The sequence below is a fragment of the Pseudomonas sp. SDO55104_S430 genome (assembly GCF_054070595.1).
The window spans coordinates 1-20,589 of the sequence record NZ_JBSVXG010000105.1 but is presented as its reverse complement, the minus strand read 5'-3'; the positions used below and the strand labels follow the sequence as shown (position 1 = coordinate 20,589).

The 20,589-nt window shown below is 61.7% G+C and carries 14 protein-coding genes; 8 read left to right on the top strand and 6 right to left on the bottom strand.

The genetic code is table 11. The features are described from left to right. The 3 genes from ACW9JE_RS18365 to ACW9JE_RS18355 form a co-directional block, all read right to left on the bottom strand. Window positions 1–378 (bottom strand): DUF4381 domain-containing protein (locus ACW9JE_RS18365; protein ID WP_457433536.1); only part of this gene is annotated, 378 nt, incomplete at its 3' end. Then, window positions 375–1,310: a DUF58 domain-containing protein gene (locus tag ACW9JE_RS18360; RefSeq protein ID WP_457433535.1), complete on the bottom strand. Its 936-nt coding sequence runs from the start codon at window positions 1,308–1,310 to the stop codon at window positions 375–377. The genes ACW9JE_RS18360 and ACW9JE_RS18365, both read right to left, overlap by 4 nt. Further along, window positions 1,307–2,287, bottom strand: a complete 981-nt coding sequence (locus ACW9JE_RS18355) for an AAA family ATPase (RefSeq protein ID WP_457433534.1) — start codon at window positions 2,285–2,287, stop codon at window positions 1,307–1,309. The genes ACW9JE_RS18360 and ACW9JE_RS18355 overlap by 4 nt, the downstream gene beginning before the upstream one ends. Before the next feature lie 444 nt (window positions 2,288–2,731). On the opposite strand from ACW9JE_RS18355, the gene ACW9JE_RS18350 reads away from it, so the two are divergent. Then, window positions 2,732–3,094: a DUF6124 family protein gene (locus ACW9JE_RS18350; protein WP_224538737.1), complete on the top strand. Its 363-nt coding sequence runs from the start codon at window positions 2,732–2,734 to the stop codon at window positions 3,092–3,094. Window positions 3,095–3,290: 196 nt separating this feature from the next. Here the strand turns inward: ACW9JE_RS18350 and ACW9JE_RS18345 are convergent, their stop codons facing one another. Further along, the gene (locus tag ACW9JE_RS18345) at window positions 3,291–4,238 is read right to left on the bottom strand and encodes a SphA family protein (protein WP_457433533.1); all 948 of its coding nucleotides are present in this window, start codon (window positions 4,236–4,238) and stop codon (window positions 3,291–3,293) included. A 622-nt stretch (window positions 4,239–4,860) separates the two neighbouring features. Further along, complete coding sequence (locus ACW9JE_RS18340) at window positions 4,861–5,286, bottom strand: YciI family protein (RefSeq protein WP_457433532.1); 426 nt, start codon at window positions 5,284–5,286, stop codon at window positions 4,861–4,863. A gap of 349 nt (window positions 5,287–5,635) precedes the next feature. On the opposite strand from ACW9JE_RS18340, the gene tpx reads away from it, so the two are divergent. The 7 genes from tpx (at window position 5,636) to ACW9JE_RS18305 (ending at window position 18,955) form a co-directional block, all read left to right on the top strand. Beyond that, entirely contained in the window at window positions 5,636–6,136 is a 501-nt protein-coding gene (gene tpx, locus ACW9JE_RS18335) for a thiol peroxidase (protein WP_457433531.1), read from the top strand. Between the two features lie 177 nt (window positions 6,137–6,313). Next, complete coding sequence (locus ACW9JE_RS18330; protein WP_457433530.1) at window positions 6,314–7,630, top strand: MdtA/MuxA family multidrug efflux RND transporter periplasmic adaptor subunit; 1,317 nt, start codon at window positions 6,314–6,316, stop codon at window positions 7,628–7,630. Next, window positions 7,627–10,731 carry an MdtB/MuxB family multidrug efflux RND transporter permease subunit gene (locus tag ACW9JE_RS18325; RefSeq protein WP_457433529.1) on the top strand — a complete coding sequence of 1,035 codons (3,105 nt, stop codon included), beginning with the start codon at window positions 7,627–7,629 and terminating at the stop codon, window positions 10,729–10,731. Before ACW9JE_RS18330 ends, ACW9JE_RS18325 begins: the two co-directional genes overlap by 4 nt. Further along, the gene (locus ACW9JE_RS18320; protein ID WP_224538725.1) at window positions 10,728–13,835 is read left to right on the top strand and encodes an efflux RND transporter permease subunit; all 3,108 of its coding nucleotides are present in this window, start codon (window positions 10,728–10,730) and stop codon (window positions 13,833–13,835) included. The genes ACW9JE_RS18325 and ACW9JE_RS18320 overlap by 4 nt, the downstream gene beginning before the upstream one ends. After that, window positions 13,832–15,307 carry an efflux transporter outer membrane subunit gene (locus ACW9JE_RS18315; protein WP_457433528.1) on the top strand — a complete coding sequence of 492 codons (1,476 nt, stop codon included), beginning with the start codon at window positions 13,832–13,834 and terminating at the stop codon, window positions 15,305–15,307. The genes ACW9JE_RS18320 and ACW9JE_RS18315 overlap by 4 nt, the downstream gene beginning before the upstream one ends. A gap of 609 nt (window positions 15,308–15,916) precedes the next feature. Continuing rightward, window positions 15,917–17,998, top strand: coding sequence for a putative bifunctional diguanylate cyclase/phosphodiesterase (locus tag ACW9JE_RS18310; RefSeq protein WP_457433527.1), 2,082 nt, complete (start codon window positions 15,917–15,919; stop codon window positions 17,996–17,998). 210 nt (window positions 17,999–18,208) lie between these two features. Further along, window positions 18,209–18,955 carry an SDR family oxidoreductase gene (locus tag ACW9JE_RS18305; protein WP_224538721.1) on the top strand — a complete coding sequence of 249 codons (747 nt, stop codon included), beginning with the start codon at window positions 18,209–18,211 and terminating at the stop codon, window positions 18,953–18,955. Window positions 18,956–19,074: 119 nt separating this feature from the next. Here ACW9JE_RS18305 and mapR read toward each other — a convergent pair whose 3' ends face one another. Then, window positions 19,075–20,484, bottom strand: a complete 1,410-nt coding sequence (mapR, locus tag ACW9JE_RS18300; protein WP_457433526.1) for a GntR family transcriptional regulator MpaR — start codon at window positions 20,482–20,484, stop codon at window positions 19,075–19,077. Window positions 20,485–20,589 lie beyond the last annotated feature (105 nt).

Genomic DNA, 20,589 nt, shown 5'->3' with positions numbered 1-20,589 from the left:
GGTGTTTTCCTGAAAAGAGATCGGATGGCCACATATCCACCTCCCCCCACCCGCCCCCCCCCCCCCCCCCCCCGCTCCCACAGGGATCTTCATATGCCGAGGGGGCATTGAAAGGGCCACTCGCTTGAGCAGCTCCGGCAACTCACGCAACGCATTCAAATCATCACTGCGCTTTTGCAACTGCGCCAACCGCACCAAGGCCTCACGCCGATAACGATTCCGGCGCCACTGCCAGTAGCGCCGCGCACCGATGATCAAAGCAGTCAACAGCAGCGCCGCCAGCAACACCCACCAACCCCAAGTCTGCGGCGCATAACTGACCGGCGCCGGCAACGCGATCTCCTTGAGTTGATCGATACTCGGTATGTTCGGATTCATCGCGCATTCCCGCTGAGCTTGCCCAGTTCGGCGCGCAATTGTTCCTGGGAATCGAGTGCTGTGCTGAACATTATCAACGGCACCTGACTGCGGCGCAGCAAGGTGGCGACGTCCTTCAATCGCCCGCCGAGAAAATCCCCAAGCGGTTGATGCACCTGACGCCGCTCCACCGCCAGCTCAACCTGCAACTGACCCTGGGTGACCAGCAGACGTCCGTTTTTCGGCAGGTTCAGCGCCAACGGATCGTAAACCTGCATGGCGATCACATCGTTGTGCGCCGCCAGTTGCCGCATCAATTGCAGGGTGCGTTCGCCGGCGCCGGCAAAGTCGCTGACGATGCAGATCAGATGATCGTGCCCGGCGACCGCCAGGCAGCGCTGCAACACGCGGTCGAGCTGATCTTCCCCCTCGGCGTCCGGGCTCGCCGCGCTCAGGGCCTGATTCTGCTGGGCGATGTGACTGCACAGCGCTTCGATGCGCTTGCGGCTGCGCAACGGTGAAACGCTGTCGATGCGCTGATCGTTGAACACCAAACCGCCCACCCGGTCGCCGGCGTTGAACACCATCCATGCGGCCAGGGCGCCAAGCTCGGCGGCCGTCGCGGACTTGAAGCTGCGTTGCGAGCCGAAGAACATCGACATGCGCTGGTCAACCAGGATCAGTGCCGGGCGGTCACGTTCCTCGGTGAAAGTGCGAACCACCGGTTTGCCGGTGCGCAACGAGGCACGCCAGTCGAGGTGGCGCAAATCGTCGCCGGGCTGATAGCGGCGCAGTTCATCGAAATTCAGCCCACGACCGCGCAGGCGCGAGGCATGGTTACCGGCGAGGATGCTGCCGCGAGGTTGGCGCGCCTGGAAACTCAGGTCACGGGCCTTGAACTCCAGGGCCATCAACTGCGCCAGAGAAACGTAGACCAGACCATCGACCGTCATGCAGGAATCGCGACTTTGTCGAGCAGACGGTCGATCACTTGATCGGCTGTCACTCCGTCGGCCACCGCGTCGTAGCTCAGATGCAGGCGATGGCGCAGCACGGGATGGACCACGGCGCGCACGTTGTCCGGCGAGACGAAGTCCTGGCCCTGCAACCACGCCTCGGCGCGGGCACAGCGGTCCAGGCCAATGCCGCCGCGGGGGCTGGCGCCGACATTGATCCAGCGACCGAGGTCGGCGTCGTAGTCGGTGGGGTAGCGAGTGGCGTTGATCAGGTCGATCAGGTAGCGATCGATGGCGGGGGAGACATGCACCGCGCTGACTTCACGGCGTGCGGCGAAGATCACTTCTTGAGGCAGGGAAAAACCCTGAACGGCGGCGGTGTTTGCACCCAGTGCCTGCTCTTCTTCACGCAACAGGCGCAGCACCTGGCTTTCGTTTTCGGCGCTGGGATAGTCCAGCAGCACTTTCATCAGGAAGCGGTCCATCTGCGCTTCGGGCAGCGGGTAAGTACCTTCCTGCTCGATGGGGTTCTGGGTGGCAACCACGATGAACAGCTCCGGCAGCACATGGCTGTTGCCGGCCACGGTGATCTGCCGTTCCTCCATGGCTTCGAGCAACGCCGCCTGGACCTTGGCCGGGGCGCGGTTGATCTCGTCGGCCAGGATCAGGTTGCCGAACAGCGGTCCGGGCTGAAAACGGATTTCGTTTTTGCCCTCGACCTGATGCAGCACTTCTGCGCCGGTGATGTCCGAGGGCAGCAGGTCCGGAGTGAACTGGATACGGCTCATCTTCGCGTCCAGATGCCGGGCCAGGGCCTTGACCGTACGGGTCTTGGCCAGACCAGGCAGGCTTTCCAGCAACAGGTGGCCGTTGGCCAACAGGCCGACCAGGATCTGCCGGATCACCTGGTCCTGGCCGAGCACCGCTTCGGCGATGCTGGCTTGCAGGGCGTTGAGGTCGTTGAGTGCAGACATGGCCGAGTCCCTTCTGTGAAGTTTTCGCGCACTGTTGTGTTTAAAAATTTCAGATTGAACATTAGGCGAAAAATCCACAAACCGCCTGAAACGGGTGGGTTGGCGATGTCGCAGCCCCGATGTGCAAACAACCAAAAAACCTGTGGGAGCGAACCTGCTCGCGATGAGTGTCCAGACATCGCTGGCATTCAGGCGCCCCGCGTCATCGTTCACGTCCATCGCGAGCAGGCTCGCTCCTACTTTGTTTAAAAGCTTGTCCGTAGGAACGGTTTGGGCCTACGAGTTCCTGCGGCGTGACCTACAGAATTGCCGGAAGCCGCTGACTGGTGGGGTTTTGGGGAAATCTTTATCGTTTGCGGTGTCGCTGCAAACTCAGCGACCGGGCCTGGAAACCTGAAGGGGCAAACGAAGGAAAACGCTCTCATAACGAATGAAGGTATAACCATGTCCAAAGCTACCCCTAATTCCCCTGATACAGATTCCCAAGCTTCCCACGAAGACGAAAAGCTCAAGGAAGCCGCCGACCGCGCTTTCTCTCACTACTTCCCGCCCGCACAAGAAAAATCAGGCAAACGCCGAAAATTTCAGCTCTTCACCGTTTCCCCCGGTATCGATACCGAAGCTCTGTTGGCCAATGCTTCCGAGGACCTGCTGTCCATCAGCGCCATTGCGGCGGATCTGGCGGACGATGTGGAGGGTTCGCGCCGGTCTGTGGCGCTGGCGCTCAGCCGGATGGCTGACGGGGTGCATTTGTTGGTGGAGCGGGCGTTGGATCACCAAGAGGCGGTGAATCAGGCCAAGGGTTAAGAGACTGGACCACCGATGATCGATCGTTCCCACGCTCCGCGTGGGAATGCCTCCACGGACGCTCCGCGTTCGGCTTTTGATTGGGACGCAGAGCGCCCCTGGCTGCGTTCCCACGCGGAGTGTGGGAACGATCAAAGATTAAAAGATTGCAGCCTGCAGTACAGAAACACACGCTGTTGCAGCTTTGCGTCAGTTCCTAGAAAAACGCCAGTGTCATGTTGACCGCAACGCCGTTGCCCTCAGGGCGATTCTTGGTGTCGAACTCCGGCACCCAGCGCAGGCTGAGGTTGGCCTGGGCATCGGCGAACTTGCCGGTCCAGCCGATCACCGGACCGGCACCCACGGAGCGCCCGCGAAAACCGCTGGTGGCGCCGGAACCGGTGTCATCGCTGATCTGCTGGATGTAGCCGGCCACCATTCCCGCCGCCCAGCCATTGCCGAATCCGTGGGTCCAGAGGGCGTCGAGGGTAAAGATGTCGCCGTTCTGGTAATCCGTTTCGTCATTTTCGGTGTAGAACTCCAGTCCGCTGGACAGGGTGAATTCGCCACCTTTGCCGTCCAGATGGGTGAAGGCCACGGTGGGCATGAAGGTGTAGGTGTTCTGTCCGGGGTTGGCCAGGCGATCGACGTTGTAGGCACCGGTCGGCACGTAGATCGGCAGCGAAAAGGAGATGTGGTTCACCTCATCGAAGTGGTATCCGGCGGCAATTGGCGTGACCAGCATGTCGGCGAACTGGGTGCCGCTGTCACTGGTGCCCAGCGTGCGGCCACGGGGGCCGGTGATGCTGGCGCTGACGTCGGTGTACTGCACCGGCACGCCGACGGCCGAGGCATAGTTCCAGCGACCTTTGCCGGTGTCCCAGACATGGGTGAAGTTGGCGATGGTGTAGGACACCTTCATGTCCAGCCCGGTACTCACGGCACCGCCAATGGGCACCTGGGTACTGCCCTTGAGGTCGCCGTCGTACCAGATGCTGCTCAGCGACATCACCCAGCCGGGTTCGGGTGGCACGATGCCGGCATTGGAGAAGACCTGCTGGCCGGTGATTGGTCGGCCGACGCCGCCTTCAGCCGCCAGTACCCATTGACTGTTTGCGACCAGGCACAGCGCCAGTAACGGGCGCACTGCGAAGGGCTTGATCATGTGTTGCTCCGCTGATGATTTGAGTGGTGTAGCTAACTGCTTGTGGGCTGGTCTCGGCGCCGACGCCGCAACTGACGAACATGGTCATCAGGCCGAAGCCGGCGGTACGAATGGCTATGTGCATGGCGTGGGCCTCACTTTCCAGACGTGATGGTGTGCCCCGCGAACGGCGGGAAGGCTCGTTTTGGCGTGGGCGTTGGGAGTGTCGGGGTTGTCTGTTTCGGGGCGCAGCGCGCTGCCCGTGTCTATGTTCGGCGGGTTGCTGCTTTGAGTACGAATGGCAGACGAACTGAGGACTGCCGACGCTCGGGCGTTCGCTCCTGAATGGTTGGACATGATTCCCCGGTTCCCTGGTGGCTCATTGGGCGGCGCCTCTTCGAACGGAGCACGGCCGCTGTTGCGTAGTCTCTTTCCCGCGAGGCTTGTAGGACATGTCTTTTGAAGCTAGCAGCTAAAGGGGGGTTAGCCAGTCGGAGGGGTTAATTCTTTGGTGGTATCACACGGTCCCCCTGTAGGAGCGAGCATGCTCGCGATGGAGGTCAACGATAACGCGGGCTGTCTTAATGCCAGCGGTGCCTGGGCTACCATCGCGAGCATGCTCGCTCCTACAGGTCGGGGTGGCTCAGCATTTACGGCTCTGCCCGAACGCCCGCTCTTCCTGTTCACGCAGCTCCGGCGTCAGTTCTTCCCCGAAATCCTCCATCTCGAACACCTGTCGAATCTCGATCTCCGGCTCAGTCCCGGGCATCGGGTTTGGGCAGCGTTTGACCCATTCGATGGCTTCTTCTTTCGATTTGACCTGCCACAGCCAGAAACCGGCAATCAGTTCCTTGGTTTCGGCGAAGGGGCCGTCGATCACAGTGCGTTTGTCTCCGGAAAAGCGCACGCGGGTGCCTTTGCTGCTCGGATGCAGGCCTTCGCCGGCGAGGAGGATGCCGGCCTTGGCCAGCTCTTCGTTGTAATTGCCCATGGCGGTGAGCAGTTCGGTGCTGGGCATGATGCCGGCTTCGGAATCCTGGCTGGCCTTGATAATGATCATGAAGCGCATGGTGTTATCTCCGCTGGATTTGGATGATTCACTTATAGTCGAACGAGCGGCTGCGCAATCGACAGCGGTGCCACACAAATCACGGATTCTTTTGTCGATCACAATTCTCATAAACACCGAGATCCTGTGGGAGCGGGCTTGCCCGCGAAAAGGCCGGCACACTCCCCCTCTATGTCGGCCCGTCTGACGCCTTCGCGGGCAAGCCCGCTCCCACAGTTGACCGCGTTCCCCCGCGGGACAACGTACGAAGAAATCACGATTTGTATCCGGGGTAGGTCGCCGGCCGATTTCGTGGTTAACTTCCGCCTCTTCACGACTCTCTACATCAACGTTCAGAAGGACTCCGTTCATGGCTCAAGTGACTCTCAAAGGCAACCCGGTTCAAGTCAACGGCGAGCTGCCACAAGCCGGTTCCAAGGCGCCAGCCTTTTCCCTGGTTGCCGGCAATCTGTCCGACGTCACCCTGAAAGACTTTGCCGGCAAGCGCAAAGTGCTGAACATCTTCCCAAGCGTCGACACCCCGACCTGCGCCACTTCGGTACGCAAGTTCAACGCCCAGGCCAATGACATCGCCAACACCGTGGTGCTGTGCATTTCCGCCGACCTGCCATTCGCACAGGCCCGTTTCTGCGGCGCCGAAGGCCTGGAAAACGTACAGAACCTGTCGACCCTGCGCGGTGCCGAATTCATCCAGAACTACGGCGTAGCCATCGCCGACGGCCCGCTCAAAGGCCTGACCGCTCGTGCAGTGGTAGTGCTGGACGAGAACGACAACGTGCTGCACAGCGAGCTGGTCAAGGAAATCGCTGAAGAACCGAACTACGACGCAGCCCTCGCCGTTCTGAAGTAACCGCGCATTACAATTGTTAACGGCCTGGCCCTGTCCAGGCCGTTTTCATTTGTGCTTCAGTGTCTTACACAAATCTCTTGTTACGTAAGCCAAAGGTAAATTGCCGGTAAAGGCGCTTTGCTTAGCAGCCGTCAGTGCTTATCGTTCAGCCTTATGTAACAGAAGCCCACGCGCCCAATGGTTGATCTCTCAATGCAATCTCCCGCTTCCCGTAGTCCCCGTCGCTGGCTGTTCGGCCTGCTTGTCCTGTTGGTCATCGCCGCCCTGTGCTGGAAATTCTGGCCCGGCGGTGCTGCGCCCAAAGAAGGGGCACAGCCAAAGGCCGCAGCAGGGCATACGGGCAGGTCAGGGGCGATGCGTCCGGGGTTCGGCGGCGCTTCCGGCCCGGTTCCGGTGCGTGTGGCCCCGGCGGTCAAGGGCGATTTCCCGCTGTATTACAAGGCGCTGGGCACCGTTACGGCGCTGAACACCATCAATGTGCGCAGCCGCGTCGGCGGCGAACTGGTCAAGATCTATTTCGAGGAAGGGCAGATGGTCAAGGCTGGCGATCTGCTGGCTGAAATCGACCCGCGCCCGTACCAGAACGCCTTGCTCCAGGCCGAAGGCACCTTGCTGCAGAACCAGGCGCAGTTGAAGAACGCCCAGGTGGATGTCGAGCGTTACACCGGCCTTTATAAAGAAGACAGCATCGCCAAGCAGACCCTGGACACCGCGGTCGCGCTGGTCGGCCAGTTCCAGGGCACGGTCAAGACCAATCAGGCGGCGGTCAACGACGCCAAGCTCAATCTGGAATTCACCAAGATCCGCGCGCCGATTGCCGGTCGCGTTGGCCTGCGCCAGCTCGACGTCGGCAACCTCGTCGCGGCCAACGACACCACGGCGCTGGCGATCATCACCCAGACCCAGCCGATCAGCGTCGCCTTCACCCTCCCGGAAAACAGCCTCGACACCGTGCTCGCCCGCTATCGCAGCGGCGCCAAGCTGCCGGCCGAAGCCTGGGACCGTGGCGACACCAAGCTGCAGGCCACCGGCGTACTGCAGAGCCTGGACAACCAGATCGATGTCACCACCGGCACCCTGAAGTTCAAGGCCCGCTACGACAACCGCGACCAGGCGCTGTTCCCCAACCAGTTCGTCAACGTGCGCCTGCTGGCCGACACCCTGAAAGACGTGATCCTGGCGCCATCGGCCGCGATCCAGTTCGGTACCAACGGCACCTTCGTCTACGCGCTGGACGGCGACAAGAAGGTCAAGATCCGTCAGTTGAAAATCGGCGCCAGCGACGGCGTAAACACCGTGGTCACCGAAGGCCTGGCCGCGGGTGATCGCGTGGTGCTCGAAGGCACCGATCGACTCAAGGACGGCAGCGATGTCGAAGTGGTCAACGATCCGCAGCAGGTGCCGACCAACCCGGCCGGCCACCTGCAGGGTAAATCGGCGGCCAGCAGCACTGAACCGGCACCTGCCGACAAGGCGAAAAAGGGCGGCGCATGAATCTCTCGCGGCTGTTCATCCTTCGCCCGGTAGCGACCACCCTGAGCATGCTGGCCATCGTTCTGGCCGGTGTGATCGCCTATCGCCTGCTGCCGGTGTCGGCATTGCCCCAGGTCGATTACCCGACCATTCGCGTGATGACCCTTTATCCTGGCGCCAGCCCGGACGTCATGACCAGCGCTGTCACCGCGCCACTGGAACGTCAGTTCGGCCAGATGCCCGGCCTGACCCAGATGGCCTCGACCAGCTCCGGTGGCGCCTCGGTGCTGACCCTGCGTTTCAGCCTCGACATCAATATGGACGTCGCCGAGCAGCAGGTGCAGGCCGCGATCAACGCCGCCACCAACCTGTTGCCCAAGGACCTGCCGGCGCCGCCGGTGTATAACAAGGTCAACCCGGCCGATACGCCGGTGCTGACCCTGGCCATCACCTCCAAGACCATGCTGTTGCCCAAGCTCAACGATCTGGTCGACACCCGCATGGCGCAGAAAATCGCCCAGATCAGCGGCGTCGGCATGGTCAGCATTGCCGGCGGTCAGCGTCAGGCGGTGCGGATCAAGGTCAATCCCGAGGCCCTGGCGGCCAATGGCCTGAACCTGTCGGACGTGCGGACCCTGATCGGTGCCTCCAACGTCAACCAGCCCAAGGGCAACTTCGACGGCCCGACCCGGGTGTCGATGCTCGATGCCAACGACCAGCTGACTTCGCCTGCGGACTACGCCAACCTGATCCTCGCTTATGCCAACGGCGCGCCGTTGCGCCTCAAGGACGTGGCCGAGATCGTCGACGGTGCGGAAAACGAACGTCTGGCAGCCTGGGCCAACGAAAACCAGGCGGTGCTGCTGAACATCCAGCGTCAGCCGGGGGCCAACGTCATCGAGGTGGTGGACCGGATTAAGGCCTTGCTGCCGAGCATCACCGACAACCTGCCGGCCGGCCTTGACGTCGTGGTGTTGACCGACCGCACCCAGACCATCCGCGCCTCGGTCAAGGACGTGCAACACGAACTGCTGATCGCCATTGCCCTGGTGGTGATGGTCACCTTTCTGTTCCTGCGCCGGGCCAGCGCCACCATCATTCCGTCGGTGGCCGTGCCGTTGTCGCTGATCGGTACTTTTGGCGTGATGTACCTCGCCGGTTTCTCGGTCAACAACCTGACCCTGATGGCCCTGACCATCGCCACCGGTTTCGTGGTGGACGATGCCATCGTGATGCTGGAGAACATTTCCCGATTCATTGAAGAGGGCGACAGCCCGTTGAATGCGGCGCTAAAGGGCGCCAAGCAGATCGGCTTCACCCTGATTTCCCTGACTCTGTCGCTGATCGCGGTACTGATTCCGCTGCTGTTCATGGCCGACGTAGTGGGGCGCCTGTTCCGCGAATTCGCCATCACCCTGGCGGTGGCGATCCTGATTTCCCTGGTGGTTTCCCTGACCCTCACGCCGATGATGTGCGCGCGGCTGCTCAAGCGTGAACCCAAGGAAAACGAGCAGGGCCGCTTCTACCGTGCCAGCGGCGCCTTCATCGACTGGATGATCGCCGCCTACGGTCGCAAACTGCAGTGGGTGCTCAAGCACCAGCCGCTGACACTGTTGGTTGCCGTCGGAACCCTTGCGTTGACGGTGTTCCTCTATATGGCGGTGCCCAAGGGCTTTTTCCCGGTGCAGGACACCGGGGTGATCCAGGGCATTTCCGAGGCGCCACAGTCGATTTCCTTCGCCGCCATGAGCGAGCGACAGCAGGAACTGGCCAAGGTGATCCTGGCGGACCCTGCGGTCGAGAGCCTGTCGTCTTACATCGGTGTCGACGGTGACAACTCGACGCTCAACAGCGGTCGGCTGCTGATCAACCTCAAGTCCCACAGCGATCGCGACCTGAGCGCCAATCAGGTGATTGCCCGCCTGCAACCGGAACTGGACAAACTGGTGGGCATCCGTCTGTTCATGCAGCCGGTGCAGGACCTGACCATCGAGGACCGAGTCAGCCGCACTCAGTATCAGTTCAGCATGTCGTCTCCGGATTCCGAGTTGCTCAGCCTGTGGAGCGGCCGTCTGGTCGAAGCCCTGGCCGAGCGCCCCGAACTGACCGACGTTGCCAGCGATTTGCAGGACAAGGGCCTGCAGGTCTACCTGGTGATCGACCGTGATGCCGCCTCGCGGGTCGGAGTGTCGGTGTCGAACATCACCGACGCGCTGTATGACGCTTTCGGCCAGCGGCAGATTTCCACCATCTACACCCAGGCCAGCCAGTACCGCGTGGTGCTGCAATCGCAGTCCGGCGAGAAGATCGGCCCGCAGGCGCTGGACCAGATTCACGTCAAGACCACCGATGGCGGGCAGGTGCGCCTGTCCAGCCTGGCGCATATCGAAGAACGTCAGGCGCAATTGGCGATTACTCACATCGGCCAGTTCCCGGCAGTGATGATGTCGTTCAACCTGGCCCCCGGCGTGGCGCTGGGGCATGCGGTCGAGATCATCGAACAGGTGCAGAAGGACATCGGCATGCCGATTGGCGTGCAGACCCAGTTCCAGGGCGCCGCCGAGGCCTTCCAGGCGTCGCTGTCGAGCACCTTGCTGCTGATTCTTGCGGCGGTCGTCACCATGTACATCGTGCTGGGCGTGCTGTACGAGAGCTACATCCACCCGATCACCATCCTCTCTACCTTGCCCTCGGCGGCGGTCGGCGCCTTGCTGGCGTTGATCCTCAGCGGCAACGACCTGGGCATGATCGCCATCATCGGCATCATCCTGCTGATCGGTATCGTGAAGAAGAACGCGATCATGATGATCGACTTCGCCCTCGACGCTGAACGCAACCAGGGCATGGACCCGCAGACAGCGATCTATCAGGCGGCCTTGCTGCGCTTCCGGCCGATCCTGATGACTACCCTGGCCGCGTTGTTCGGCGCGGTGCCACTGATGCTGGCCACCGGTTCCGGCGCGGAATTGCGTCAACCGCTGGGTCTGGTGATGGTCGGCGGGCTGCTGCTCAGCCAGATCCTGACGCTGTTCACCACACCGGTGATCTACCTGTATTTCGACCGTCTGGGTCGGCGCTGGGGCCGCAAGCCTGAGTCAGCGGACGCGGTAGAGCAGCCATGAACCTTTCCGGACCTTTCATCAAGCGCCCGGTCGCAACCATGTTGCTGAGCCTGGCGATCATGCTGCTGGGCGGCGTGAGCTTCGGTTTGTTGCCGGTGTCGCCGCTGCCGCAAATGGACTTCCCGGTGATCGTGGTCCAGGCCAGCCTGCCCGGCGCCAGCCCGGAAGTGATGGCCTCGACCGTGGCCACGCCGCTGGAGCGCTCCTTCGGCGCTATCGCCGGGGTCAATACCATGAGCAGTCGTTCCAGCCAGGGCTCGACCCGGGTGATCCTGCAATTCGACCTGGACCGCGACATCAACGGCGCTGCCCGGGAAGTGCAGGCGGCGATCAACGCCTCGCGCAACCTGCTGCCCAGCGGTATGCGCAGCATGCCGACCTACAAGAAGGTCAACCCGTCCCAGGCGCCGATCATGGTGCTTTCGCTGACTTCTGATGTTCTGGAGAAGGGCCAGCTGTATGACCTGGCCTCGACCATCCTGTCCCAGAGCCTGTCCCAGGTGCAGGGCGTCGGCGAAGTGCAGATCGGCGGCAGCTCCCTGCCGGCGGTGCGCATCGAGCTCGAACCCCAGGCGCTGAACCAGTATGGCGTGGCCCTGGATGACGTGCGCAACACCATCGCCAACGCCAACGTGCGCCGACCCAAGGGTTCGGTGGAGGACGATCAGCGGCTGTGGCAGGTACAGGCCAACGACCAGTTGGAAAAAGCCAAGGATTACGAGTCGCTGATCATCCACTATGCCGATGGCGCGGCTCTGCGCCTGAAGGATGTGGCCAAGGTCAGTGATGGCGTCGAAGACCGTTACAACAGCGGTTTCTTCAACGATGAGTCGGCGGTGCTGCTGGTGATCAACCGTCAGGCGGGCGCCAACATCATCGAGACGGTCAACGAAATCAAGGCCCAGTTGCCGGCGTTGCAGGCGGTATTGCCGGCCAGCGTCAGACTGAACCTGGCCATGGACCGCTCGCCGGTGATCAAGGCCACCCTGCATGAAGCGGAAATGACCCTGCTGATCGCCGTGGCGCTGGTGATACTGGTGGTGTTCCTGTTCCTCGGTAACTTCCGCGCCTCGCTGATCCCGACGCTGGCGGTGCCGGTATCGCTGGTGGGCACCTTTGCCGTGATGTACCTCTACGGCTTCTCCCTCAACAACCTGTCGCTGATGGCGTTGATTCTCGCCACCGGCCTGGTGGTGGACGACGCCATCGTGGTGCTGGAGAACATCTCCCGGCATATCGACGCAGGCGTCAAACCGATGAAGGCCGCCTATCTCGGCGCTCAGGAAGTCGGTTTCACCTTGCTGTCGATGAACGTGTCACTGGTGGCGGTGTTCCTGTCGATCCTGTTCATGGGCGGCATCATCGAGAGCCTGTTCCGTGAATTCTCCATCACTCTGGCCGCGGCGATCGTGGTTTCCCTGCTGGTTTCGCTGACCCTGACGCCGATGCTCTGCGCGCGCTGGCTCAAACCCCACACGCCCGGTCAGGAAAACCGCCTTCAACGCTGGAGCGCGCGGGCCAACGAGTGGATGGTCGCCAAGTACGCCACCAGCCTCGACTGGGTGTTGCGTCATCGCCGCCTGACGCTGCTCAGCCTGTTCATCACCGTCGGTGTCAACGTCGCCCTGTACGTGGTGGTGCCGAAAACCTTTCTGCCGCAGCAGGACACCGGCCAGTTGATCGGTTTCGTACGCGGCGACGACGGCCTGTCGTTCAGCGTGATGCAGCCGAAAATGGAAATCTTCCGCCGTGCCGTGCTCAAGGACGACGCGGTGCAAAGCGTGGCCGGCTTCATCGGCGGCACCAACGGCACCAACAACGCCTTCATGCTGGTGCGCCTGAAACCGATCAAGGAACGCAACATCTCCGCGCAGAAGGTCATCGAACGCCTGCGCAAGGAAATGCCCAAGGTTGCCGGTGCGCAGTTGATGCTGATGGCCGACCAGGACCTGCAATTCGGCGGCGGCCGCGAGCAGACCACCTCGCAGTATTCCTACATCCTGCAAAGCGGTGATCTGGGAGCGCTGCGCGAGTGGTATCCGAAAGTAGTGACCGCGCTCAAGGCGTTGCCGGAGCTGACGGCGATTGACGCCCGGGAAGGCCGGGGTGCCCAGCAGGTGACGTTGATCGTCGATCGCGACCAGGCCAAGCGCCTCGGGATCGACATGGACATGGTCACGGCGGTGCTGAACAACGCCTACAGTCAGCGGCAGATTTCCACTATCTATGACAGCCTCAACCAGTATCAGGTGGTCATGGAGGTCAATCAGAAATACGCCCAGGACCCGATCACCCTCAATCAGGTGCAGGTGATCACCGCTGATGGCGCGCGGGTTCCGCTGTCGACCATCGCCCATTACGAAAACAGTCTGGAAGACGACCGGGTCAGCCACGAAGGCCAGTTCGCTTCGGAGAGCATTTCCTTCGACATGGCTGAAGGCGTGACGGTGGAGCAGGGCGGGGCTGCTATCGAACGCGCAATTGCCTCGGTCGGCCTGCCGGAAGACGTGATCGCGAAAATGGCCGGTACCGCCGATGCCTTCGCCGCGACCCAGAAGAGCCAGCCGTTCATGATCCTCGGCGCGCTGGTGGCGGTGTATCTGGTGCTTGGCGTGCTCTATGAAAGCTACATCCATCCGCTGACCATTCTCTCGACCCTGCCGTCGGCGGGCGTCGGTGCGTTGCTGTCGATCTATGCCCTGGGCGGCGAGTTCAGTCTGATCTCGTTGCTGGGCTTGTTCCTGCTGATCGGCGTGGTGAAGAAAAACGCCATCCTGATGATCGACCTGGCTCTGCAACTGGAGCGCCAGCAGGGCATGGAGCCGCTGGAATCGATCCGCAATGCCTGCCTGCAACGTCTTCGACCGATCCTGATGACCACCCTGGCGGCGATCCTCGGCGCCTTGCCCTTGCTGCTCAGCCGTGCCGAAGGCGCGGAAATGCGCCAGCCGCTGGGCCTGACCATCATCGGCGGGCTGATTTTCAGCCAGGTGCTGACCCTCTACACCACCCCGGTGGTTTACCTCTATCTCGACAAGCTGCGCCATCGCTTCAACCGCTGGCGCGGCGTGCGTACCGATGCTGCTCTGGAAACTCCGCTATGAATGACCGTTCGCTGTTCAACCTGGCCACACCGATCATCACTGCCCGAGGCTCGCGGCTGCTGAGCCTGTCGTTGTGCGTGGCGATGCTCAGTGCCTGCGCCGTCGGCCCGGACTACCAGCGCCCGCAAACCGCCGAGCCTGCGCAGTACAAGGAAGCGCAGGGCTGGCGCCAGGCCAACCCCAGCGATGCTCTGGCCCGTGGTGCCTGGTGGGAGCTGTATGGCGATCAGCAGCTCAATGGCCTGATCGACAAACTCAACAGTTCCAACCAGACCGTCGCTCAATCCGAAGCTCAGTACCGTCAAGCCCAGGCCTTGGTGCGCAGCGCTCGCGGCGCGTTTTTCCCGACCGTGGACCTGACTGTCGGGAAAACCCGTTCCAGCCAGGGCACCGGCAGCAGCAGTTCGAGCCTCAGCAGTTCTTCCAGCGGTATTCGTGACACTTACACCGCGCAGGCCGGTGTCAGCTGGGAAGCGGATATCTGGGGCAAGTTGCGTCGTGGCCTGGAAGCCGACACCGCCAACGCCCAGGCGAGCTTCGCCGATCTGGCGGCGATGCGCCTGAGCCAGCAGTCGGAACTGGTGCAGAACTACCTGCAATTGCGGGTGATCGATGAGCAGAAGCGTCTGCTGGAAGCGACGGTCGAGGCCTACAAACGTTCGCTGAAGATGACCGAAAACCAGTATCGCGCCGGTGTTTCCGGCAAGGATGCGGTGGCCCAGGCGCAAACGCAGCTCAAGAGTACCGAAGCGGACATGGTCGACCTGATCTGGCAACGGGCCCAGTTCGAAAACGCCATCGCGGTGTTGATCGGTCTGCCGCCGGCCGAGTTCAAACTGGCTGAAACCGACAACATTCCGGTGTTGCCTGATGTGCCTCTGAGCCTGCCTTCGCAGTTGCTGGAACGGCGTCCGGATATCGCTTCCGCCGAACGTTCGGTGATTGCCGCCAATGCCAATATCGGCGTGGCCAAGGCGGCTTATTACCCGGACCTGACCCTGAGCATGAACGGGGGTTACAGCAGCAGTACCTCGAAGAATCTGTTCAGCTTGCCGAACCGGTTCTGGTCGGTGGGGCCGCAACTGGCGATGACGCTGTTCGATGGTGGGCAGCGTTCGGCGGAAGTGGATCGTAGTGAAGCGGCCTACGACGAGACCGTAGCCAAGTATCGCCAAACCGTGCTCGACGGGTTCCGCGAGGTAGAAGACTTCCTGGTGCAGATCAAGGTGCTGGAAGATGAAGCAGTGGTGCGTCAGCAGGCGCTGGATGCAGCCCGTGAGTCCTTGCGTCTGACGCAGAATCAGTACAAGGCCGGGGTGATTGCGTATCTGGATGTGGTGGTGGTCCAAGCAACGGCGCTTAACAATGAACGCACCGCCCTGAACCTGCTGCAAAGCCGCCTGATCGCCAGCGTGCAATTGATTGCCGCGCTGGGCGGTGGCTGGGATGGAGAGATCGAACAACCTAACTGACCCACCCACTTTGGGAGCGGGCTTGCTCGCGAAGATGCCGGCACATCCAACATCAATGTCGCCAGACCTGACGCCTTCGCGGGCAAGCCACGCTCCCACAGTTTTTTGCGGCGGTCACAATATCTGCGAACACCACCACCCACTGTGGGAGCGGGCTTGCCCGCGAAGAGGCCGGCACATCCCACATCAATGTCGCCAGGTCTGACGCCTTCGCGGGCAAGCCACGCTCCCACAGGTTTTTGCGGCGGTCACAATATCTGCGAGCACCACCACCCACTGTGGGAGCGGGCTTGCCCGCGAAGAGGCCGGCACATCCAACATCGATGTCGCCAGACATGACGCCATCGCGGGCAAGCCACGCTCCCACAGGTTTTTGCGGCGAGTCATTCGAAAAGTGGCCTTATACATAAACCTGTACCGATCTTGTACGGATCTTGTACAGATCCTGCAAACCCCATGTTTGAGCGGCTACGGCACTCAAACAAGCGTTTCATCGGACTGATGGCGAAATGATAACTTTTTTCAGTGCGTTCAACGGCGGAATCAGTACAATCGCTCAATTTCGCCCTCGAGAACGGAAGCAATACGAGGGGATTTCGAGATTTCTCCATGCTCATTGGTAGTTATTCGCCCACGCTGGTCATCATTTCGCTTTGTGTTGCGATCCTTGCCTCCTATACCGCACTGGACCTGACCGGACGCATTGCCACCGCCAAGGGCCGGGCCGCGCATTTGTGGACGGCGGGTGGTGCTTGCGCCATGGGTATCGGTGTCTGGTCGATGCATTTCATTGGCATGCTTGCGTTCAGTTTGCCGATCGATCTGGGTTATGACCTGGACATCACCTTGCTCTCCCTGTTGATCAGTATCCTGTCCTGCGGTTTCGCCCTGTGGCTGGTCAGCCAGCCGCAGATGCCGGCCTGGCAACTGGGGTTCGGTGCGTTGGTGATGGGCACCGGTATCAGTGCCATGCACTACACCGGCATGGCAGCCATGCGCATGCTGCCGGGGATCGATTACGACCCGACACTGTTCGGCACTTCGCTGCTGATTGCGGTCGGGGCATCGGGTGCGGCGTTGTGGATTGCCTTCCGCCTGCGCCGCAAGGGCCCTTATGTGCGGCTGATCCGCAGTGGCGCGGCGGTGGTGATGGGGATTGCCATTGTCGGCATGCACTACACTGGCATGGCCGCCGCGCAGTTTGCCGATGGCAGTTTCTGCGGCGCGGCGATCACCGGTTTGAACGGCAAGGGCCTCGACAATCTGGTGCTGATCACCACCCTGGCGGTGCTGAGCATTGCCTTGCTGACTTCGATTCTCGATGCGCGCCTGGAAGAGCGTACCGCCAGCCTTGCCCATTCCCTGACCGAGGCCAACCGCGAGCTGACCCAACTGGCCCTGCACGACACCCTGACCGGTCTGCCGAACCGAATTCTGCTGGCTGACCGCATCGACCAGGCGATGTCCCGGGTGGACGGCGAGGGCGGATGCTTTGCGCTGATGTTCATCGACCTGGACGGTTTCAAGCCGGTCAACGATGCGTTCGGCCATCACATGGGCGACCAGTTGCTGCGCGAAGTCAGCCTGCGCTTGCGCGAGGACCTGCGCACCCAGGACACCCTGGCGCGCATCGGCGGCGATGAGTTCGTGTTGCTGGTGCAACTTGCCGATCAGAACGACGCGATGAACCTTGCGGGCCGTCAGGTCGCGTTGATCGCCCGTTCGTTCCGGGTCGCCGAACATGACTTGCAGATCTCCGCCAGCGTCGGCATCGCCCTGTATCCCGGCAACGGCCACAGCGCCCATGAACTGCTGATGAACGCCGACGCGGCGATGTATCACGCCAAGAATGCCGGCAAGAACGGCTACCGCTTCTTCGACGCCTCGATGAACGGCAACGCGCGCAAGCAACTGCAATTGCTGCAAGACCTGCGCGCCGCCGTGGAAGAGGAACAGTTCAGTCTCTATTACCAGCCCAAGTTCGACGCTGCCAACAATCGACCGGTCGGCGCCGAGGCGCTGCTGCGCTGGGAGCATCCGACCCAGGGCATGATGCTGCCGGACAAGTTCATCGAGCTCGCGGAGAAGACCGGGCTGATCATTCCGATTGGCGACTGGGTGCTCAACGAAGCGTGCCGGCAGATGCGCGAATGGTATGTCATGGGCTACACCGACTGGCGCATCGCGGTGAACCTTTCGGCCCTGCAGTTCTGTCACGCGGGGTTGGTGCAGAGTGTGGCCAAAGCCTTGGCCACGCATCAATTGCCGGCCAACAACCTGACCCTGGAGATCACCGAAACCACCGCCATGAGCGATGCCGACGCGAGCATGACGGTGTTGCAAGAGCTTTCGGACATGGGTGTGGATCTGTCCATCGACGACTTCGGCACCGGCTATTCCAGCCTGATGTACCTTAAGCGTCTGCCGGCCAACGAACTGAAGATCGACCGTGGTTTCGTGCGCGATCTGGAGCGGGACAGCGATGATGCGGCTATCGTTTCGGCGATCGTCGCGTTGGGTCAGGCGCTGGGCCTGCGCATCGTTGCCGAAGGTGTGGAAACCGATGTCCAGCAGGACTTTCTGACGCAACTTGGTTGCAATTCATTACAGGGATATCTGTTGGGACATCCACTGCCGGCGGATCGGTTCATGGTTGAGCTGCAGCGTTCCGAGAAGCTCACACCAGCGTAAGAAAACCGCTGCCCCTGTGTAGGAGCGAGCACGCTCGCGATGGAGGCACAGGCACCGCGGGGTGTCAGGCTGCCAGCGTTATCGTTGACCTCCATCGCGAATGAATTCGCTCCTACAGGTCTGCGTCGGCGTAAGCGATTCCTTACAAAATCCATGAATGACGGTTATTCTTGCCCGCGACCGCTTACGCTTGAAACGGGGAAAGCTTGCATGGATAAAGTCATCGTCATCACTGGCGGCAGTCGCGGCATTGGAGCCGCCACGGCCCTGTTGGCCGCCGAACAAGGCTATCGCATCTGCATCAATTACCAGTCCGATGAAGAGGCCGCGCAAGCTGTGCTTGAGCAGGTCCGTGCCCTGGGTGCGCAGGCCATTGCGGTACGCGCCGATGTCAGCATCGAAGACGAAGTGATTGCCCTGTTCAACCGGGTGGACAGCGAACTGGGCCGGGTCACGGCGCTGGTCAACAACGCCGGCACCGTGGGGCACAAGTCCCGGGTCGACGAAATGTCCGAATTCCGCATCCTCAAAATCCTCAAGACCAACGTGCTGGCACCGGTGCTCTGCGCCAAGCACGCAATCCTGCGCATGTCGCCCAAGCATGGCGGGCAGGGCGGCAGCATCGTGAACGTTTCATCGGTCGCCGCGCGCCTGGGTTCGCCCAATGAGTACGTCGACTACGCCGCCTCCAAGGGCGCGCTCGACACATTCACCATCGGCTTGTCCAAGGAAGTGGCGGGTGAGGGGATTCGTGTCAATGCGGTGCGGCCGGGTTACATCTACACCGATTTCCATGCGTTGAGCGGCGATCCGGATCGGGTCAGCAAGCTGGAATCGGCGATTCCGATGGCTCGTGGCGGGCGGCCGGATGAGGTGGCGGAGGCGATTGTCTGGTTGTTGTCGGACAAGGCTTCTTATGCGACCGGGACCTTTGTTGATCTTGGGGGCGGGCGCTAGTTTCAGATGCTCTTCGACTGAGCTGACACCATCGCGAGCAGGCTCGCTCCCACAATTGAACGCATGTCACCTGTGGGAGCGAGCCTGCTCGCGATGCGCAATAACTGGCAACATCAGTGTCAGAATGACCTGACGATCCGCCCCAACGTCTCCATTGCCTTCTCGGCCGTCTCATTCCACGGACTGCCATAGTTCAGCCGAATGCAATTCCTGAATCGCTGCGCCGGTGAAAAGATCGGCCCCGGCGCGATGCTGATGCCTTGAGCCAGCGCCATCTGGAACAACTTCAACGAATCCATCTGCGCCGGCAGTTCCAGCCACAGGAAGTAGCCGCCTGCTGGCTGGCTGACCCGGGTTTCCGCCGGGAAATAGCGGGCAATGGCGGCGAGCATCGCGCTTTGCTGCTCTTCCAGGGCGTAACGCAACTTGCGCAGGTGGCGGTCGTAGCCGCCGTGTTGCAGGTAGTCGGCAATGGCGGCCTGGGCCGGCATGGAGGCGCAGAGCGAGGTCATCAGTTTCAACCGCTCGATCTTCTGCGCATAACGCCCGGCGGCGACCCAGCCGACGCGGTAACCGGGGGCCAGGCTCTTGGCGAACGAGCCGCAATGCATCACCAGACCTTCGGTATCGAACGCCTTGGCCGGTTTCGGTGCCTGCTGGCCGTAATACAGCTCGGCGTAGACATCGTCTTCGATCAGCGGCACCTGATGCTGGCGCAGCAACTCCACCAATTCCTGTTTCTTGGCCTCGGGCATGGTCGAGCCCATGGGGTTCTGGAAACTGGTCATGCACCAGCAGGCCTTGATCGGGTGGCGCTCCAGGGTTTGCGCCAGCACACCGAGGTCGATGCCGTCACGCGGATGAACCGGGATTTCCACGGCCTTGAGCTTGAGGCGCTCGAGGATTTGCAGGCAGGCATAGAACGCCGGCGCTTCGATGGCCACCAGGTCGCCGGGCTGGGTCACGGCTTGCAGGCACAGGTTCAACGCTTCCAGGGCGCCGTTGGTGATCAGCAGTTCCTCCATGGGCAGCATCAGCCCACCGACCATGTAGCGCAGGGCGATCTGCCGCCGCAGTTGCGGGTTGCCCGGGGACATGTCGGTCACCACCATGCGCGGGTCCATCTCGCGACTGGCACTGGCCAGCGAGCGCGACAGGCGTTGCAGGGGGAACAGGGTCGGGCTGGGGAAGGCCGAGCCGAAGGGCACGGTGTTCGGGTCCTTGATCGAGTCGAGCACCGAGAACACCAGTTCGCTGACATCGACCTCGGTGGATTCGTTGACCTGGCTGCTGATCACCGGCTCGGAAAACGGTCTCGGCGCGTTGGCGTTGACGAAGTAGCCGGAACGCGGCCGCGCACGGATCAGGCCACGGCGCTCGAGCAGGTAATAGGCCTGGAACACCGTGGACGGGCTGACGCCGTAGGTCTGGCTGGCATAGCGCACCGACGGCACCCGCTGACCGGGGCCGAGGACACCGGAGCGGATCAGTTCAGCGATGTCATCGGCGAATTTTTCGTAGCGTTTCATCTGGGTTCCGATTCAGTGGCCTTCAGGTTCAACGAATTGTGTTAGGTGATTGGTTTACCTGTGGCGAGGGGGCTTGCCCCCGTTGGACTGCGCAGCAGTCCCATT

Coding starts and splice junctions, on each gene's coding strand:
- ACW9JE_RS18320 (WP_224538725.1), top strand. CDS start 10,728: ATGAACCTTTCCGGACCTTTCATCAAGCGCCCGGTCGCAACCATGTTG.
- ACW9JE_RS18355 (WP_457433534.1), bottom strand. CDS start 2,287: ATGTCTGCACTCAACGACCTCAACGCCCTGCAAGCCAGCATCGCCGAA.
- tpx (WP_457433531.1), top strand. CDS start 5,636: ATGGCTCAAGTGACTCTCAAAGGCAACCCGGTTCAAGTCAACGGCGAG.
- ACW9JE_RS18350 (WP_224538737.1), top strand. CDS start 2,732: ATGTCCAAAGCTACCCCTAATTCCCCTGATACAGATTCCCAAGCTTCC.
- ACW9JE_RS18340 (WP_457433532.1), bottom strand. CDS start 5,286: ATGCGCTTCATGATCATTATCAAGGCCAGCCAGGATTCCGAAGCCGGC.
- ACW9JE_RS18330 (WP_457433530.1), top strand. CDS start 6,314: ATGGTTGATCTCTCAATGCAATCTCCCGCTTCCCGTAGTCCCCGTCGC.
- ACW9JE_RS18315 (WP_457433528.1), top strand. CDS start 13,832: ATGAATGACCGTTCGCTGTTCAACCTGGCCACACCGATCATCACTGCC.
- ACW9JE_RS18360 (WP_457433535.1), bottom strand. CDS start 1,310: ATGACGGTCGATGGTCTGGTCTACGTTTCTCTGGCGCAGTTGATGGCC.
- ACW9JE_RS18305 (WP_224538721.1), top strand. CDS start 18,209: ATGGATAAAGTCATCGTCATCACTGGCGGCAGTCGCGGCATTGGAGCC.
- ACW9JE_RS18345 (WP_457433533.1), bottom strand. CDS start 4,238: ATGATCAAGCCCTTCGCAGTGCGCCCGTTACTGGCGCTGTGCCTGGTC.
- mapR (WP_457433526.1), bottom strand. CDS start 20,484: ATGAAACGCTACGAAAAATTCGCCGATGACATCGCTGAACTGATCCGC.
- ACW9JE_RS18310 (WP_457433527.1), top strand. CDS start 15,917: ATGCTCATTGGTAGTTATTCGCCCACGCTGGTCATCATTTCGCTTTGT.
- ACW9JE_RS18325 (WP_457433529.1), top strand. CDS start 7,627: ATGAATCTCTCGCGGCTGTTCATCCTTCGCCCGGTAGCGACCACCCTG.